This window comes from Paenibacillus marinisediminis (assembly GCF_054343325.1).
In genome coordinates this window covers 27,967-46,748 of sequence record NZ_JBTGUH010000020.1, presented here as the reverse complement: position 1 = coordinate 46,748, position 18,782 = coordinate 27,967, and the positions used below count along the sequence as shown (strand labels likewise).

15 protein-coding genes and 1 pseudogene are annotated in these 18,782 nt (G+C 47.7%); 1 reads left to right on the top strand and 15 read right to left on the bottom strand.

All coding sequences use genetic code 11. The features are described from left to right. Positions 1–263: 263 nt before the first annotated feature. From ACXX53_RS22810 to htpG, 11 genes and pseudogenes are all read right to left on the bottom strand, one after another. Positions 264–791: an ankyrin repeat domain-containing protein gene (locus ACXX53_RS22810; RefSeq protein ID WP_458570996.1), complete on the bottom strand. Its 528-nt coding sequence runs from the start codon at positions 789–791 to the stop codon at positions 264–266. Between the two features lie 134 nt (positions 792–925). Next, positions 926–3,199: an outer membrane protein assembly factor BamB family protein gene (locus ACXX53_RS22805; protein WP_458570995.1), complete on the bottom strand. Its 2,274-nt coding sequence runs from the start codon at positions 3,197–3,199 to the stop codon at positions 926–928. 174 nt (positions 3,200–3,373) lie between these two features. Next, positions 3,374–4,729: a dipeptidase gene (locus ACXX53_RS22800; RefSeq protein ID WP_458570994.1), complete on the bottom strand. Its 1,356-nt coding sequence runs from the start codon at positions 4,727–4,729 to the stop codon at positions 3,374–3,376. Between the two features lie 64 nt (positions 4,730–4,793). Further along, positions 4,794–5,522: a DUF6904 family protein gene (locus ACXX53_RS22795; protein ID WP_458570993.1), complete on the bottom strand. Its 729-nt coding sequence runs from the start codon at positions 5,520–5,522 to the stop codon at positions 4,794–4,796. A 24-nt stretch (positions 5,523–5,546) separates the two neighbouring features. Further along, complete coding sequence (locus ACXX53_RS22790) at positions 5,547–6,422, bottom strand: radical SAM/SPASM domain-containing protein (protein ID WP_458570992.1); 876 nt, start codon at positions 6,420–6,422, stop codon at positions 5,547–5,549. A gap of 34 nt (positions 6,423–6,456) precedes the next feature. Next, positions 6,457–7,461: a tetratricopeptide repeat protein gene (locus tag ACXX53_RS22785; protein ID WP_458570991.1), complete on the bottom strand. Its 1,005-nt coding sequence runs from the start codon at positions 7,459–7,461 to the stop codon at positions 6,457–6,459. Between the two features lie 228 nt (positions 7,462–7,689). Beyond that, entirely contained in the window at positions 7,690–8,814 is a 1,125-nt protein-coding gene (locus ACXX53_RS22780; RefSeq protein ID WP_458570990.1) for a slipin family protein, read from the bottom strand. Between the two features lie 48 nt (positions 8,815–8,862). Continuing rightward, positions 8,863–9,273, bottom strand: a complete 411-nt coding sequence (locus tag ACXX53_RS22775; RefSeq protein ID WP_458570989.1) for a hypothetical protein — start codon at positions 9,271–9,273, stop codon at positions 8,863–8,865. A gap of 227 nt (positions 9,274–9,500) precedes the next feature. Then, positions 9,501–9,752 (bottom strand): annotated as a pseudogene (locus ACXX53_RS22770) (RNA 2'-phosphotransferase); the annotation flags it as partial. A 22-nt stretch (positions 9,753–9,774) separates the two neighbouring features. Continuing rightward, positions 9,775–9,984, bottom strand: coding sequence for a DUF6199 family natural product biosynthesis protein (locus ACXX53_RS22765; protein WP_458570988.1), 210 nt, complete (start codon positions 9,982–9,984; stop codon positions 9,775–9,777). Between the two features lie 349 nt (positions 9,985–10,333). Next, on the bottom strand, positions 10,334–12,214 hold the full coding sequence (htpG, locus tag ACXX53_RS22760) for a molecular chaperone HtpG (RefSeq protein WP_458570987.1): 1,881 nt from the start codon (positions 12,212–12,214) through the stop codon (positions 10,334–10,336). A 393-nt stretch (positions 12,215–12,607) separates the two neighbouring features. Here htpG and ACXX53_RS22755 point away from each other — a divergent pair, with 393 nt between their 5' ends. Then, the gene (locus ACXX53_RS22755; RefSeq protein WP_458570986.1) at positions 12,608–14,077 is read left to right on the top strand and encodes a GGDEF domain-containing protein; all 1,470 of its coding nucleotides are present in this window, start codon (positions 12,608–12,610) and stop codon (positions 14,075–14,077) included. Between the two features lie 463 nt (positions 14,078–14,540). Here the strand turns inward: ACXX53_RS22755 and ACXX53_RS22750 are convergent, their stop codons facing one another. From ACXX53_RS22750 to ACXX53_RS22735, 4 genes are all read right to left on the bottom strand, one after another. Beyond that, the gene (locus ACXX53_RS22750) at positions 14,541–14,729 is read right to left on the bottom strand and encodes a DUF3934 family protein (protein ID WP_458570985.1); all 189 of its coding nucleotides are present in this window, start codon (positions 14,727–14,729) and stop codon (positions 14,541–14,543) included. A 224-nt stretch (positions 14,730–14,953) separates the two neighbouring features. Beyond that, positions 14,954–16,792: an ABC transporter substrate-binding protein gene (locus ACXX53_RS22745; protein WP_458570984.1), complete on the bottom strand. Its 1,839-nt coding sequence runs from the start codon at positions 16,790–16,792 to the stop codon at positions 14,954–14,956. A 38-nt stretch (positions 16,793–16,830) separates the two neighbouring features. Then, positions 16,831–17,811, bottom strand: a complete 981-nt coding sequence (locus tag ACXX53_RS22740) for an ABC transporter ATP-binding protein (RefSeq protein ID WP_458570983.1) — start codon at positions 17,809–17,811, stop codon at positions 16,831–16,833. After that, positions 17,808–18,779: an ABC transporter ATP-binding protein gene (locus tag ACXX53_RS22735; RefSeq protein WP_458570982.1), complete on the bottom strand. Its 972-nt coding sequence runs from the start codon at positions 18,777–18,779 to the stop codon at positions 17,808–17,810. Before ACXX53_RS22735 ends, ACXX53_RS22740 begins: the two co-directional genes overlap by 4 nt. Positions 18,780–18,782: the final 3 nt, after the last annotated feature.

Sequence of the window (18,782 nt, the reverse complement as noted above, 5' to 3'; positions counted from 1 at the left end):
TTTTGAGCCTGAGACGTCGGTTTTCTACGTCTCGGGCTCAGTTTGACCCGCCGCGTAGGCGCGCGGAGGGCTGAGACGTTAATTCTCGACGTCTCAGCCCTTTTGCGGCGCGGTTTTGAGCCTGAGACGTCGGTTTTCTACGTCTCGGGCTCATTTTGACCCGCCGCGGGGGCGCGCGGGGGGCTGAGGCGTTCATTTCCCCCGACACCCCCCCCACGCCGCACAAAAAAAGGGTCGCAGCCTCATAAGCTGCGACCCTTTCCTTACATTGCCCCGTGTTCACGCAGGAACGCGGCGACACGCTCGTTGCCCTGCTTAACAGCAAGCGATAATGCTGTTTCTCCGCCTTCAGCCTTCGCATTTACATCTGCACCATGTGCAATCAGCATGCGAATGATGTCTACGTTATCATCATGGAACGCAGCAGTGTGCAGGCAGGTATGTCCGTTGCTATCGAACAGCGTCGTCTGCGCCTGATGCGATAATAGCAGCTTGACGACCGCCTCGCTTCGGCTTCCTGCAATCGCTGCATGCAGCGCTGTATTAGAAGGAATGTACGGGACCTTGGATCGAGATATCGCATTCACTTCCGCTCCATATTCGAGCAGCACCCGTACCGCATCAGCATTACCAAAATGCGCTGCATACCCCAAGGGCATAAGCCCCTCGCTGTTCTCCGCATTGGCCAATTGCGGCTGCGATTCCAACATATCGTGAAGTCGCACGACGTCATCTGCCTGCGCAGCCGCAAACAAGTCATCTATTAATTGCTTCATACCCACCATTTCCATCAACATGCCTCCTATTAGATTCAACGCTACAGAACAACCATATCTTCTTCGCCCAAGACCCTAAATTTTCCTGCTGATCGATCATAATAGGGACATACCATAATGCCATATGAGTAGCAATCACGCTAACTAAATTACGGCTTTAAGCTCTCCAGATTAAAACGAGAAAATGCGCCATTTGAAGTGCCAACATACAGTTCATCACCAACGGTATTCATAAGCCCAGTCCTAGCTTCACTTTCACGAAGATCAGCCATTCCCCCTAGCATATCATGGACTCGGCCTATCACTTTGCCGTCATTCTTGCCGAGAACCAGGAGGTCTGAGCCATAATAGAGTATGAGATACTCATCCGTTACTGCATAGCTGCTTCCAGACAGATACAGGAGATAATCCTCTTTATTTGCTGTAGTCTTCATTTTCCATAAGCTGCTGCCGCTCTCCATATCAATCGCTGTAGGAATTCCTTCCACGGCCGCATACATCACATCGCCTTCAATTACCCCTCTGAATACCCTTCCCTTTATCGTCCACAGCGTCCGCTCTTCCTTCAGATCCTGTAATGAGGTTTCATAACGAGTGGCATTTCCGCTAAGATCGGTATCCAGCCCTCGCTGGACCAGCATATACCGTTCATCGATAATATCCACCCTTTCACCACGGGCAACAGAATACTTTACGGAAACATCCCCCGTCTCCGTATCCAGCAGCAGCCACTCACTGCCTGCCAACAGCCAACGCTTAGAGCTTGCTGGTACGAATGGTTGAGCTCGATAGCCATTGTCATATATGCTGTATGGATCAATCGGTTCAGCACTAGCACCTTTCAACGTCCACTTCAACTGCCCTGTTGGTGGATCATAAGCTTCCAACTGCTGCTTCTGCTGAATCAGAATATGGGCATCTTCCGCCCCTTCATTCAACACACGATACTCATCTGTAAATGTCTTCTTCCAGCGCTCCTTGCCTGTTGCACTATCATATACCACAACGGAGCCTTCCTTCTTATCTTGATCCCAAGGATGGTAAATCAGTATCACATCGCGTGCAGCAAGCATGCTGCTCCATCCTGCATTCTCTGCCAGATTTACCTCCCATATCACATGTCCGTCTGACAACCTGATATGTTGAATACGGTAATCATATTTCTTGAGGTCAGGATTATAAGCCGTATAGATCGTTACATATTGGCGGGATTGATCCATCTCCGCGAAGAACCAGCCGAAACCAGCATCAACCTGCCACAGCTTCTTGCCAGTATGCCGGTTAATGGCATATAGACAAGAATCATAATGCATACCGCTGAACCCGCCGTCATCTCCTCTAAGGAGCAGTACATCATCATTTCCGCCTAATAAAAAGGTAAAATTCAGATCTCCCTGATGCCTCCATACCGGACTCAACATCAACGTAGAAGCAAGCGGTGTATTCTTAATATCATAGGTGAAATTGAAGTTGTCACCCATATAGGTGCTTACTGCTTTCTCCCCATATGCAGGCAGCTGCCAATTGTATCGTTCTAGCTTGCCGGCGGAAGAGAACGTGACAAGAAATTGAGAATCCTCGCGTTCATATCTCCAGGTCACGCCAAGACGCATAGGAGTGCCCGTCATTTCTAGATTCGCAGATGTTTCAATGAAATGGGGTTTACCCAACAGCTGCTTGACGAACAGATCGTCAACACCAGCAGCCAGCTGTATCCCCGCAATATTGCGAACAACGTCTGTCGGCACCTCAGAGTTACGGTCCAGGAGTCCCCCCTGAATGGCCTTATGACCCGCAATATCCCGCTCATGTACCCATAATAGAAAGGGCTGCTGCACGTTATATCCCTCATGCCAGTTGGGTTGGCTAACAATGACGCCGTACCAATTCTTCCATTTGGCAATTGATACCCGCTGCTTGACATTCTCAGCTTCTGGCCACAGCATCTCACTTTCAGGTGCCAGATGAAGCTCTGCCTTAGATTGTATCGATACATAAATGGGCGAAGTCATGTTGACCTCACCAGCCGCATTGGATAAGTACCAGGATGGGAGCCATAGCACTCCTTGCTCACTCGTATTTACGGAAACTAATTCTGTATCAGTCGTATGAACATTGATGAAATCACCTTTTTTGACACTGGATCGAACGATTAGCTTATCCAAGCTGCTGTCTATAGACAAGGGTTCTGTAAAATAAGGCCCGTTCTGCTTAACCTCGTACTTCTCTCCAACTTTGAGCTTGAGCGGCACGGGATTAACTGCTTTTTCCTTTTTACTTTGATTTACAGAAGTCGCAGTATGCGGTTCCAATGTGGGATCCGTTTGAAATTTACCCATTTTCACAGATGAAACCAAGAGGTACACGCTGACAACGATTAACCCCGTAAATAACAAATATCGAACGAGTGAACGCCGGTTCACAGTCCTTCCCCCTTCAAACCTTCTATCTATATCAATTAGACATCAAAATTGGTAAAAAGTTGCAGTACCGTTCAATATATACAGAAGAAGTCATGTGTACAGCACAAAAAAAGAGGAATACAGTTAACGATAATATCGCATCCGTATTCCTCTTCCTATATATTTGGTTTAACCTTACACTCGCTTCAGGAATTCAACGATCGTCAGCAAGCCCTTATCAAAGTTCTCCAGATGAAAATGTTCATTTGGAGCATGAAGATTCTCTCCAGGAAGACCGAAGCCCATCAGCACGACTGGTGCGGACAACACACGAGAGAACGCCTCAACGATCGGAATAGAACCGCCGTCACGAGTAAAGATTGGACGTGTTCCATACACCTGCTCATATGCGTCAGCAGCGGTTTGCAGCAGAGGAATCGATGGGTCGATCGTAAATGGATTGCCTTTCTCGCGCTGGAGTACATTCACTTTCGCTCCAACTGGAGTATGCTTGCGGATATGGCGCTCAATCTTGTTCAGAATGTCCTGCGGATCCTGATTGCCTACCAGACGGCAAGTGATCTTCGCATGCGCTTCGCAAGGAATGACCGTCTTCGTGCCTTCACCCTGGAAGCCGCCGTATACGCCATTAAGCTCCAATGTCGGTCTAGCGCCAGTACGCTCCACATAGGAGTAGCCTTCTTCACCGAACAGCGCGTCCAGGCCTAGTCTTTGCTTCAATTGCTCTTCATCAAAGCCCTTCTTCGCGAATTCCGCTCTCAGCTCTTCCGTGAGCTCAGGAACGTCATCGTAGAAGCCTTCAACCATAACCTTTCCTTGCTCGTCATGCAAGGAATTCAGCAAGGACACGAGTGCGTGAAGCGCGTTCGGAACTCCGCCGCCATAGGTGCCGGAATGGAGGTCAGTATTTGCCGTAGTCAAGGATACATCCAACGAGCACAATCCGCGCAGCCCCGTGCAGATGCTCGGCTTGCCTGTTCCAAGCAGCTCTGTATCCGAGATCAGCACGGCATCGCAAGCCAACTTATCTTGATGCTCATCAAGGAAAGGATACAGGCTCATGCTGCTAATCTCCTCTTCACCCTCGATGCAGAGCTTCACATTTACAGGAAGAGATTTCTCTTGATCCAGAATAGCTTCAATAGCCTTAATATGTAGGAATAGCTGTCCCTTATCGTCAGTTGCTCCGCGAGCAAACAGCTTATTATCTCGAATCGTCGGCTCAAAAGGAGGCGTCTCCCAGAGGTGAAGCGGATCGACCGGCTGTACATCATAATGACCGTACACTAATACAGTCGGCTTGTCCGGCGCATGCAGATAATCCGCATATACGATTGGATGGCCATTGGTTTGAAAGACTTCTACATTCTCCAATCCAGCCTTCTTCAGATTGTCAGCCAGCCAGCTTGCCGCCTTATTCATATCTTCCTTATGAGCGGACAATGCGGAAATACTCGGGATCGAGATCCATTCTTTGAGCTCATTCAGCTGTTGTTCTCTTTTCTCTTTGAAATATGCTGCGTAATCCATCGAAATCCTCCTTGAAAGGTGTTGTTTATTGATTATACCACTAATCTTGAGAAACCAATCTCTATTACCAATCCAATTGTTCTGGATCCGGATACTCTAGATCAAGCTCGATCTGTTCTACTGGACAATTATATTCCTTGGCCGCCTCGTGTACCGCTTGTCTGCACTTCTTGTAGTCGTCGCCTCTCTCGAATATCCGCTTCGCCATCACCGATATGTTCTTCAATCGCTTCTCCGCATCCATTGCGAGAAACTTACAGTTCAGGGAATCCAGATATTGAGTCGTATAATAATCTAGATCGACAAAATAGCCGTTCATACTATTCATGACTCTAGCCGCTTTTGGAGCAGGCATAATCTGTGTCAGGCAGTTCACGATATTCGCTTGAAGCTGCCGAGCCACAGCGATTGGAAGATTCCACTCCAGCGGTTTCTTCTTATGCCTGTCGAGGCGGTCCGCCAATATATCCAACGCTTTGCAAATAAACAGCAGCTCCGGCCAATAGACACGAAAGCTGTAATATACGTTATTCTTAGGGGCTATAACAGCATGATATTTCATCGCCTCTTCATGTAAACCGTTGTCGACCAGCTCGATACTGCGGTCTCCCATTAAAGCATGTCTGACTTCATAACACAACGCTAATATTCGGATTCTTAATGAATTGTAGCTCTGATGCAAGTTCTGCTCGTCTACTAAAAGGTGGAGTACAGAGTACAATTGATCTAAATCGTTATAGTCGCCGCTAATCGTAACTCCTGCATAATGAGGCGTATTCACTACACTTATCATGGGCAGCTCCTTTAGAATATAGATTTACGTTCCAAACCGCTTCCGATACCCGCACTTGCGGCACAGCTCTTCAACGGCTTCTCTTCTGGAAAAACCGTAGAACAGATTGTTCGCCCGTTCGCTCTCCACAATCTCCGAGAATGACGTGTTGTTGATGTTGCCCAGATTGATGACACCTTCTCCGTCTAGACAACACGGCACAACCGTTCCATCAACCAGCACCGCAGCTTGACTGCGCAGCGCGTGACAGAAGCCCTTGCCGTCATCTTCTGGCGCCTGCAGGCTCGGCCATTCGAATTCGTGATCCTGATTGATATAGATTCGATCGGCAATCTTGATACCGCTGCCTGGCTCTACTTTCTCTTCAATCTTATAATCCAGATTAAACTCTTTCTCCAAGATGGATAGCGTTTCTCGGTTTCGGCTTCGCTCCAGATTCGTAGCATTATCCTGCGTCAAGTTCCACAGTCTGAAGGAGAAGATTACATTATGCTCGGCCGCCTCGCGAACAAATGTCAGGATATCTGTTAGGTACTTATCTCGGTCCGTTGACCCCTCATGACCGTCGAAGCTGTGCAGAGAAAAGTTCATCTGCCGAAGAGCCGGCTTGCCTAGTATTCTGTGCTTTGCTTTATTAATCAGCGTGCCATTTGTCGTAATATTCACTTTGAAGCCTTTGTCATGAGCAGCATCGAGAAGCTGATCGAGCTTTGGATGGAGCAGCGGCTCGCCCTTGACGTGCAGGTAGATATGATTCGTATGCGGCTTGATCTGATCCAGTACACGATTGAAATCATCCAGCTTGATGAAGCTGTTCTGCCGATGAGTTGGCGGACAGAAACTGCAAGCCAGATTACATACGCTCGTAATCTCGATATATACTTTCTTAAATGTTTTCAAGACTTGCTGCCCTCATTTCAATATTGATTATCCATTATCGAAGTCCGTCGATCATGTCCTTAATTCGCTTATCGCCGGTCAGATCATAGGCGATGCCGTAGTAATGCTTGGCGGCGCTCTTATCGTTATGGGCTTCCGCTTGCTTCGCGAGTCCCATAGCCAGTCCGATCACCATGTCATTTGCTCCAAGCTGTACTCCCTTATCCGCCAGCATCTCCGCAACCTGCTTCATATCAGGCCGCTCCATCGGCTTATCCAGCTTCTGCGCTAAATATTGAAGCTCGGAGGTAGCCTGCTGATTCGCTTCATAAGAATTGCTCAAGAAGTAGAAGCATACCGCAGCCTCATAATCCTCCATCTCGGTATAGTAATACCCTAGATTTCGATAGCAGCGCGCTAGATTGCCGCTGGTCGAGACATACTCTATGGACCGCTTCGCAATCTCGAGAATTCTGTCCAGATCCTCTGTTTGTTTATACACCTCAACCAGCTCAAACATCGTCTCCACATCAAGCGGATTCCATGTTAAGGATTGCTCGAATGCGGCAACTGCTTTATCCAGCTGATTGAGCTCCATGAGAATAAGACCATACACTCTGTATATTAAGCTGTTATCGTGCTGGGTTTGTCTAATCGCCTTCTTAGGCTGGAATAATTCCTTATATAAATAGATCTCTAAGGCAGAATGAAAGCTAAAATACTCGCTATCTTCGTCCTTCTGATTCAGAGCTCCGATACTGTTAATCAATGACTCGATCAAGCCTTTAGCCTGCTCCAGCTCCCCCTGAGCAACGAGTGATACAGCCTGCTCCAGCTGAGCTTGAACATTCTGCTCATCTTGGGATACCGCCTGCGCGAACGCTGCTCTCTTATCCGCTGGGAGACAATCATAGATCATTTTGCCGATCGCTCTAATGATTTCACGCGATTGTCCATGATGCTTGTACTCCTCCGCTTGCGCTTGCAAGTATTGGATATCAGCTTCGCTATTGCCCGTTAAGCCGTTATGAATCTTTTCTATAATCTGTTTATATTCCAAATCGTTCACCTCATGTAATGGTTAATCCCTCGCCCGCCACTCTAGGCAGACCTCAACTTCCTCTATAACTATAATTGTATAGCTTGTCTTGAATTAACACAATCTCAACTCAACCTGTCTCCATGATCGCACCAAAAACCCCCTATTCTGTTCGTAGACTCATCAAGTCAACGATTAGAACAGGGGGATGGCTCACATGCGAGATTGCTGTGTTATCGCAACTCGCAGCTAGGATGACTGCACCTTGTCGGCACTCTTCACGCTAAGCAGCGAATTCAGCTGCTCCAGCAGGTTGCCGCCTCCTGTGAGCGAGATCGTGCCGATCTTCTCACAGATCTTCTCGAGAAACTCAAGCTCCTTCAAACGATACAAGGTCGTGTTCTCGTCCATCAGCTTCGCCGTGTTCAGCAGGCTGCGGGTCGAGGCTGTTTCCTCTCTGCGAGTAATAATGTTCGCTTGCGCCTTCTTCTCCGCGTACAGCACCGTGTTCAGTATATCCTTGATCTCTCCAGGGAGAATAATGTCCTTCACCCCTGCGGATAGGAACTGCACGCCGAACTCCTCATTCTTCTCGCTCAGCCGACTCAAGACAAACGCACCGATCTCCTGCTTCATCTTCAGCAGCTCATCAAGCTTCAAGGTGCCGACGTACTCGCGCAAAATGAGCTGCAACTGAATGTAAATCTGCTCCTCGAACGACTTGATCGCAAGCATTCGCTGCGGATTCAGCAGCTTATACTGGCATACAAAGTTCAAGCGCAATGTCACCTTATCCTCGGTCATCATCTCTTGACCGGTCATATCCATCTGCTGCTGGCGCAAATCAACGGTCTTGACCACGACAGATGTCGAGCCTTTCCAGAAGTAATACCTGCCAGGCTTCAGCTCCCGCTGCAGCACATTGTTGTAGAACAGTAGACCTACCTCATGGTTCGCGACATCATATGCTTGGCAGAAGCCCACAAGCTTAGGCAGTATCGCAGTATCAACCTCTGCTGGGATCGCCGGATTGCGGCTATCGATTCGTACGAAGGTATGCTTCTTCATCACTTTCCAGTATCCGTATGTTCCAGCCGTCAGCATCGCGGCGAATTGTCCATCCTCATAATGCAGCACATATTCATGATCCTGAACATGCACCACCTCAAGCTCCCGCAGCAGCTCTTGATCATGCATAAACAACTGCAGCTCTTTGCCCTGAACCGCAAACGGCTTCGTGACATTCAGAGCTATAACTCTTACATTAGACCATGGCGCAAAACGGTAAGTTCCTGGCTGCAGCACCTGCTTATAGCTGCCATCTTGGAACAGCAAGCCGCGCTCATCGAATTGAATGATCGTCTTCTTAAACATGTAAACTCCCCCTTGGGATAGATATGTACTTCTGTTCGCAGTTCGCCTTTAGTGGAGGAATCCGCCTGCAGTTGAGGCGGAATCGCGCTTGAGCCATGGAGCCGTCCAGCTCTCTGCCGCTGAGTCCGAGAATGAATGCTCGGTTAACTTGCAACCGACATTCACTCCCTTCATCGAACAGCAGACAAGCTGAGCTGATTCACAGCGGTATCCGCGGATTGCTGAGCCCGACCGCAGCGTGCTATGGGAGCCACAGTGGATTCCTGTTAAAGGCTGCTTTTTTACTAATGCTCGAGTGGAAGTCGAGTGCTCTACCATGAGCTGATCGTCCATACGATCGGGGATTCGAACCCCTAATAAAGGAGAATATGCCGAATTGACCGTACAGCATACACCGCGCATATGATGCGTGTGCACTGCGGGATAGCTGATATCCCTGCCTGGGTACTTCAACCGCACATATTCGAGTCATCCATCGAGCGTCACACGACGTCGACCGCTGATGACATGACCTATCATCGCTTATTTTCGCAGGTGCGAACATGGTGAAAGTATTACGAACGTATTTATTTTTCAAAAAAATAAAAAAACAGAACGACTATGCCCCGCAGGAATCCCCGCTCTGACATGATCATTCTGCTTCTGAAGTCGCCGCACCAGCCTGCGCTTGCATTCGGAACAAGTAACTATTGCCTGACCTCTAGATACTTCACAGGCACTTGGTCGCACAACCACACACCATTTTTCGATAGATAAAATGAAATTCCATCCTCATGCATTCGTCCCGCACTGACCGTCAACACCACCGGTTTGCCATGACGCTTCCCGACTTTATCGGCTGTTTCACGATCACTCGATAGATGAACATGCAGCCTGCTCTGCTTCTGCAAGCCGTCGCGCATAATGCTGTCTAGGAAGCGAACTGCGGTGCCGTGGTATAAGAAGTGCGGCGGGACGCATTCAGTTCGAGAAAAACATTATCATGCCAATGACTAAAGCAAACACACCGCTTAATCTTGTCATAAAAACATAAAAGTCGCTAGGTTCAGAGTCACCATCAACTTTCCAGCCTTCTTTTATGTGCCACGCAAACTTAGGGTTTAACAGGTTAAGTAAACCGATAGCTATCGCAATAAGTCCAATAAAGATAAACATTTTAATCGCCTCCATTGAAATTAATACGGTAGTTTGACATCACCCTTCTGTACGCTTGCGACAGCATACACTTCATCTGTATTGCAAAATGCAATAATAAGCCGATCCAAAAAGGTAACCCAGATGAAACTACCATCAAGCTGCTCCTTACGTATGTACTCTCCGATTATCCAGCAACGCAATCCACAACTCTATCAATCATACCCTAACTCTTGGAAATAGGACTATGACAAACTTGAAGTAGATTCAACTTCTCCTTGCTATGATTGCTTCGCTGCTCAAACTCCAGTAATAAATAGCAAACACCCCGTCCTGATCATGCCAGGGACGGGGTGTTCTCCGTGCTATGCTTCGGGGCAATGCCCTACTTCATAATTTTACAGATATCATTCGTGAATTGCACTGGATCTTCAATCGGCAAGCCTTCAATCAGAAGTGCTTGATGGTACAGGAGATTCGTATACAGACTAAGCTTCTCCTTATCTCCTTGGGCAGCTTCCTTCAAGGACTTGTACACCTCATGGTTCACGTTGATCTCCAGCACCTTGTCAGCCTTCACATCTTGACCGTTCGGCATCGCCTTCAATATCTTCTCCATCTCGATCGTCACTTCACCCTCTGTCGTCAGACATACCGGATGTGTCTTCAATCGCTTGGAAGCTCGAACCTGCTTTACCTTATCGCTTAGAATGCTCTTCATCTCGTCGAAGAGCTCCTTGCTCTCCGTTTGCTCTGCGTCAGATTCCTTGTCAGCAGCATCCGGCTCAATCCCGAGGTCGCCGCTGGATACGGATCTAAACTCCTTCTCCTTGTAGGACATGAGCATCTTGATCGCGAATTCGTCGACATCGTCCGTGAAGTACAGGATCTCATAGCCTTTATCCAGCACCATTTCTGTCTGCGGCAGCTTCTCGAGTCGATCGATCGATTCTCCAGCCGCGTAGTAGATATACTTCTGATCTTCCGGCATTCTCGATACGTACTCATCAAGTGTAACCAGCTTCTTCTCCTTTGAAGAAGAGAACATCAGCAGATCCTGCAGTACATCCTTATGCATGCCATATTCATTGTACACGCCGAACTTAAGCTGTCTGCCGAACGCATTATAGAATTGCTCGTACTTCTCTCGCTCATCCTTCAGCAGGCTCTGCAATTGGCTCTTGATCTTGTTCTTAATATTTTTCGCAATTAGGCTCAATTGACGGTCATGCTGCAGCATCTCGCGTGAAATGTTGAGCGACAGATCTTCCGAGTCAACCATACCTTTAACGAAGCTGAAGTAGTCAGGAAGCAGCTCAGCGCATTTATTCATGATCAATACGCCATTGGAGTAAAGCTCCAGCCCCTTCTCATATTCCTTCGTGTAGTAGTCGAACGGCGTATTGCCAGGAATATAGAGAATCGCATTGTATACAACCGCGCCATCCGCCTTAATATGGATGTGGGATACTGGCTTGTCGAAGCCGTAACGCTTCTCCATGTAGAAACGGTCATAGTCCTCTGACGTCAGCTCGCTTTTATTTTTCCGCCAGATCGGAACCATGCTGTTAATCGTTTGTTCCTCTTGATACTCCTCCAGCTCATCTTCGCTGCCTTCCTTCGGTCTTTGACCTTTAACGTCCATCTTGATCGGATATCGAATGAAGTCGGAGTATTTCTTAACGATCGCTCTTAAGCGATACTCTTCTAGGTATTCATCGTACTGATCGTCTTCGGTGTTTTCCTTGACCTGTAAAATGATTTCCGTACCCACCGTTGCCTTCTCGCACGGCTCAATCGTGTACCCATCTGCTCCAGTGGATTCCCACTTATAGGCTTCATCGCTGCCAAGCGCCCGGCTAATTACGGTAACGACATCCGCCACCATGAAGGCAGAATAGAATCCAACACCGAATTGACCGATGATATTGTAACCGTCTTTCAGCTCATTCTCATTCTTAAATGCCAATGAACCGCTCTTTGCAATGATACCAAGGTTATTCTCGAGATCATCCTTCGTCATCCCAATACCTGTATCCGAGATGGTTAAGGTACGGTTCGTCTTATCAACGGCCACCTTGATGAAATATTCATCTTTATTAAATACCATATGCTCATCAGCTAGCGCCTTGTAATAGATCTTGTCGATCGCATCACTGGCATTCGAGATTAGTTCTCTTAGAAAGATTTCCTTCTGCGTGTAAATGGAGTTGATCATCATTTCCAGCAATCGTTTGGATTCTGCTTTAAATTGTTTCTTAGCCACAAATAGATCTCCCTTCTGTATCCGTGAACGAACTATTGTGATTAGCACTCAACTAATATGAGTGCTAATTCTTTCTCTTATATATCACATCTTAAATTTCAATGTCAATACGCTGGACCCATAACTGAAGGGAGGGCACTTCGTATAAATGGAATGAATTTTCTTAGCTTAATAAGCCCAAAATCCTATTTACGAATTCTTAATATGAGAAATTATTGAAAATACATAGCAAGAAAGAGGTTTTCTCATCTGTTAGCTGAATACTTATACCTATACGTTCCTGTTTTATAGTAGTTCATATTTCCTAATAAATCTTAACTTTGAATATTTCGCTTGTAGTATTGATCATGAAGTAACCATCATCGGGAGGCAGCTAGCTAGGAGGTGTAACAAGTGAAATCAAACTTCAGGCTTAAATTAACGGTAACTCTCGTTATATTTGCTTTACTCATATCGATTACACTTGCAACAACTAACCAGTTCAGGCTAGAGGAACAGGCGATCGATTATAAGCAGGCCCAAGTAGAGCAGAATGTGGAGATGGTCAAGTACGCAATTGAGATGGTTGAGAAGGCGTTATTTATATTCGGTGAGGATCGTGCTGTACAAATGAAAGAAGACTCACAGATGCTGTCGGAGCTGTACGATAAGAATCCCGACTTTGATGAATGGGACTTTCAAGCTTTGAAGCAGCAGCTTTCATTCGATGTATATATTCTGAATAAGAACAACATCATTACCCACAGCAGTACACTTATTGATATCGGACTAGATTTCACCTCATGCTGTCAGAAGTTTGCTCAGACTCTCGACGAACGAAGAAATGCAGGCGGCTTCTATCATGACGGAATTGATATCGAGCAGCGGAGCGGTCAATTGAAGAAATATAGCTACATGGCAACAAGCGATAAACAATATATCATTGAGTTGGGGTACTCGCTTTCGGAGGGTGATATCTTTCAACAGTTTAATTTCTTGAACACGATCGACCATCTCGTACAGAAGAATCCCTCTCTTGATGAGATCAACGTTCTGAATCCGGGAGGCCTTACATTAGGATCTAATCCTACTGACCACATACTGACAGCGGATAGAAGGAGAGCATTTGAAGAAGCTTTGAGGACAGGGCAAACAACATCACACCGGGAGGAGTGGAAAGGAGAGCCTGCGGTCTACCTTTATGTGCCTTACACTTCTACCGTTGATATAGGAGCTACTCGAAATAAAGTACTGGAGATCATCTATAATGAGCATGATCTTGAAGCCATATTGGAGGCCAATCAGCGTACTTTTATGATCCAGATAATCACCGCTATTATTGCAGCGATCATGTTGGCTCTGATCATTTCCAGATGGTTTGCTAGACCGATGTATCTAGCCTTTCACGACAGCCTTACTGGGTTAAAGAACAGGGCTGCATTTGACGAGATCCTAGAGACCGTACTATTGAATAATAAAGGCTCGACCGCGTTGCTTATGATTGATCTGGACAATTTCAAGCTTGTAAATGATGAACTTGGACATGACAGGGGCGATCATCTGCTGAAGTGCGTTGCCCAAGGCATCGGCTCTATCGCCCGCAAGGAGGACGTCACGATCCGACTTGGCGGTGATGAATTCGTCATCATTATGCCGTCCACGAACAAAGGTGAAGTGGAGCACACAGCTGCGCGGATTATCTCCATGGTAAAAGAGATTGTCGATCAAGAGGTGGAGCAGCAGCGGAATATGGTTACGGTGAGCATCGGTATTTCTCTGGCTCCTGAACATGGAATGGATCCAAGTGTCTTATGCAAGCGAGCAGATCAAGCCTTGTATGTATCCAAAGAGCGAGGAAAGGATCAATACCACTTCTACCAATAGCATGGGAAACAGCCGAGGACTGTGCGCGGCCGGTTGTGCGGCTGAGACGTCGTTTTTGGACGTCTCAGCTCTCCGGCGCGAGCCTCCCCATCCCTGTTGTGCCTCGTCTCTGTAACACAGTTTTTCCCCGTTATCTCATCTTACTTGCGAGTTTCACATGCTGTAACGGGGAATAAACCTGTTATCTCGCTCGAGCCTCACCATCCGTACGCTGACTCTCACCTGTAACACGGTTTTTCCCCGTTATCTCATCTTACTTGCGAGCTTCGCCCGCTGTAACGGGGAAAATACCTGTTATCTCGCTCGAGCCTCATCATCCATACGCAGACTCTCACCTGTAACACGGTTTTTCCCCGTTATCTCATCTTACCTGCGAGGCTCGACCGCTGTAACGGGGAATTTCCGCGGTATCGCATCCGCCACATAGTGAAGGAATATCTCTTCACTAATTCATGCTCTACCATTAAGCCTTTGGTTTATGTTCCTTATTGCCGCTCGCTGCCGCAGCTGCAGCCGCTTCTTCCTTAGCGCGCTTGACCCCTTTGCTCTTATAAGGCTTAGGCGCGTTCTTCTTACGGCTCTCACTCGCTTGCCATCTGTTCCAGCCCTTCTTACCCGTTCCTCTGCCTGTTCCGCCCTTAGCCTTGCCCATATCTTCACTCCATCACTATTTATATATTGAATATCCGTCGATGATCCTTGGTATTCATGTAAGCCAGCTATATAACCAGCAAGTTGAAATATACCGCATTACCATCAATATGTACAGAAAATGACTTGTAAATAACTTTCGCCCCTATTATCAACCAGCAAAAAGCCCCTCGAAATGATTCGCATCACCGCAAGGGGCACTTTACTATTAACTCTTATCTGTCCTTATTTCACAGTTGCTCTATACTTGTTTAGGTATTCCTGTACTTTCGCGGCATCGGCCTTCAATTCAAGACCTGTATCCACCAGCGGCGTTGCCGTTGACACTGCCTTCGACTTGTTATTCTTATAATATTGAATGAACTCATCTTGGTTGATCGAGTACAGCACAGCCTTTCTCAGATCCTCGTTCTTCGTAAGCTCACTGTTCTCCAGGTTGAACAGCAAGTAGGATACCCCGTTGCTCTTCATCGTCGTCAGCTTCAGCTTACTGTCGCCTGTAACCAGATCCAGCTTCGTATCCGCGATACCGTTATACGCTAGAATCTCTCCACTCCGCAATGCGGACAATGCACTGTCTGCCTCACTGATGAACTTCACGATCACCTTAGCAATCTTAGGCTCATAATTCGTTCCCTTCTGATAAGAAGGATTCTTGTAGAATACAGCCTCGTAGTCGTTCTTATAAGCCAAGATGTACGGACCGCTTGCATACAGCTGATTGTTGTATTTACCGCCTTCAGTGATCGTCGCTTGATCGCCGTAAGAAATATCTTTGTTCACATCATATTTCGCTACATCATACGTATTAATGCTCTCTACCTGCTTCTTCGACACAATCCCAGCGGATTGGTGGGCCAGATAGTTCAGAACCTGAGGGAACGGCTCAGTTGTCGTTACCTTCACCACTTGATACTTGCCCGCCTTGCTATCCGCCTCTGCTTTATTAGCTGTTAAGGCTGAGATAGGTGATGGCAGTCCTTGTTCCAATGCCTCTTTCATGCTTGTGCCCGTACCCGACTGCTTTAACTGAGCCAACGCATTCAAGTCTGTTACTACTTCAACCTCTTTGATATGCTCATGCAAGCTGTAAGTTCGATGATCCGGTACGGAATCCTTATTATTCGCTCGTTTCAGAGAGAAGATGACATCATCAGCACCCACTCGTTCTCCTGAATCCGCTGCAGCCTTGTTCTCAATCTTAGCGAAATGAATATCGTCCCGCAGGATGAAGTAATACTCGGAATTTCCCTCGGCGATCGCATGATTAAAGGAAAGAGAGCCGTTAGAAGTAATCTGATCATCCTGCGTCAGGTTGATCAATCGAACATACATATTCGTATTCAACGTGTTGATGGAACCATCATTACCCTTGATCGGATCAAGCGAGGTCAGCGTTGAGATCGCCTGCTGCAGCAGCAGAGGATCCTTGTCGCGCTTGGATTCGTCCACGAAGTCAATGAGCTCCCATTGTGATGCTCTTGATTTGAACAATTTAACCGTATCTTCCTTCAGTACGTCCTTGTTCACTCCAATGTTCTTGTTCGAGACATACAGCGGCGCGATATATGCTTTGTTGAACACAATGTGCTCTTCGAGCTGCTTGTAGATCTCCTTGTACTTATCCGGCGTTTCTGCGGCAGCCTGATTAATCAGCTTATCAACTTCCGGATCAGCAACAGGCCCTCTATTATAGTCGCCACCTGTTACAAACAACGATCTAACCGCATAGTCTGGGTTGCCTGTAACCGTTGTCCAGCCGGAAATGGCAATATCATAGTTGCCTGCTGCCTCCTGCGATGTGTAGCTGCCGAAGTCCGGCTGCACGTTTAATTTTACATTGAAGCCAGCTTTCGTCAGCTGGTCGCGCACGATATTCGCATCTGTCTCATTGCTGCTCATCGTCAGAAGCTGAATATCAACAGGCTTCTGATTCACAATCTCTGTCTTCGGCTTCTCTACTTCTTCAACCTTCTTCACATCATCCTTCGTCTTCACCGTAGTGCAGCCTGTCAGCACCAACGTAATACTTAAGATGAAAGTCATGATCCCTTTTGCCTTCATACGGCAGCCTCCCCTATGATCTACTTATCTTTACATTGTTAAAATGTTAATGCCCCGCTTCGAATTTCCTCTACCCGATGGCATGCCACAACATGATCAGGCTCCACTTCCAGCAGCGCTGGATCCTCCATCTGACATCGCTCAGTCGCGAATGGACATCGCGGTGCGAAGCGGCAGCCAGCCTTCGGATTGATCGGCGAGGAGATCTCGCCCTTCAAGATGATCTTCTCTTTCTTCTCCCGGATATTGACAGACGGGATTGCGGACAGCAGCGCCATGCTGTACGGATGAAGCGGCCGCTTGAAGAAGGCGGTCTTCGGCGCCTTCTCGATCAGCTGTCCAAGATACATCACGCCGACATGATTCGAGATGTGCTTCACTACCGATAAGTCATGCGAGATGAAGATGTAGGTCAGTCCCAGCCTCTTCTGCAGATCCTTCATCAGATTCAAGATCTGCGCCTGAACCGACACATCCAGCGCACTAACCGGCTCATCGCATACGATGAACTTAGGATTCAACGCCAGCGCTCTCGCGATGACGATCCGCTGCCGGCGTCCGCCGTCGAACTCGTGTGGATAAGCATTGTAAGCTCGCTGCGGCAGACCGATCAAGTCCATCAACTCGGCTACTCTCGCTTTGCGTTCTTTATCCGTCTTGAATAACGGATAGTACTTCATCGGTTCTTCTATAATCTGAGAGACCGTAAGCCTCGGATTAAGCGATGCATAAGGGTCCTGGAAGATGATCTGCATATGCTGCCGCATATGCCGCATCTCTTCCTTCTCGAACGCGGTTATGTTCATACCCTGAAACAATACCTTGCCCGCAGTCGGCTCGTGCAGCCGAAGAATGACTCGGCCGAGCGTACTCTTGCCGCAGCCCGATTCCCCAACAATTCCGAGCGTCTCCCCTTCCTTCACACTGAACGAGACGTTATCCACCGCATGCAGATTTCCGTTTGGCACAGCGAAATATTTCTTGAGGTTGCGAACTTCTAGCAACGTTTGCTGGCTCATACCGTCACCTCTTTACCTAATGCGAAGTGGCATTTACACTGATGTCCTTCCCCGTATACCTCAGGTGAAGTGGTCTCACAGACAGCCTGCTTATGCTTGCATCTCGGGTGGAAGATGCAGCCTGTTGGAAGCAGAGCCGGATTCGCGATGCTCCCCTCGATCTGAATGAGCATGTCCTGTTCCTCATCCAGCTTCGGAATCGACTCAAACAGTCCTTGCGTGTAAGGGTGCTTCGGATTCGTAAACACCTCTTCAACCGTGCCCATCTCGACGATCTGACCTGCGTACATGATCGCCACCTTGTTGCACGTCTCCGCCACCACGCCCAGATCATGCGTGATCAGCAGCAGCGACATGTTGTACTTCTGTCGCAGCTGATTGATCAGCTCCAGCACCTGAGCTTGAATGGTCACATCGAGCGCAGTCGTCGGCTCATCCGCGATAAGCAGCTCCGGATTGCACAACAGCGCCATCGTGATCAGCACCCGCTGCTTCATCCCGCCTGAGAATTGATGCGGATAATCGTCATAGCGGTCGGCCTTCACACCTACGATCTCGAGCAGCTCTATGACCTGCTGTTTCGCTTCCGCCTTGCTGACCTTCATATGGTTCAGCACGACCTCGGATAGCTGATCGCCTACCCGCATGATTGGATTCAGCGCGGTCATCGAATCCTGAAAGATCATCGAGATGCCGTTGCCCCGCAGCTTGCGATTGTCCTTTTCTGAGTTCAAGATGACGTTATGTCCCTTGAAATAGATCTCGCCATCCGCGATCACTCCGGGCGGATCGGGCACCAGTTGAATAATCGAAAGCGCCGTAGTCGTCTTGCCTGCGCCGGTTTCTCCAACCAGGCCCAAGCTATCCCCTTTGGCGATGGATAAGTTGACCCCATTTACCGCCTTAACGACCTCATCTTCCGTCACATAATGAACATGAAGATTCTTGATCTCCAATATATCGTCCAACAG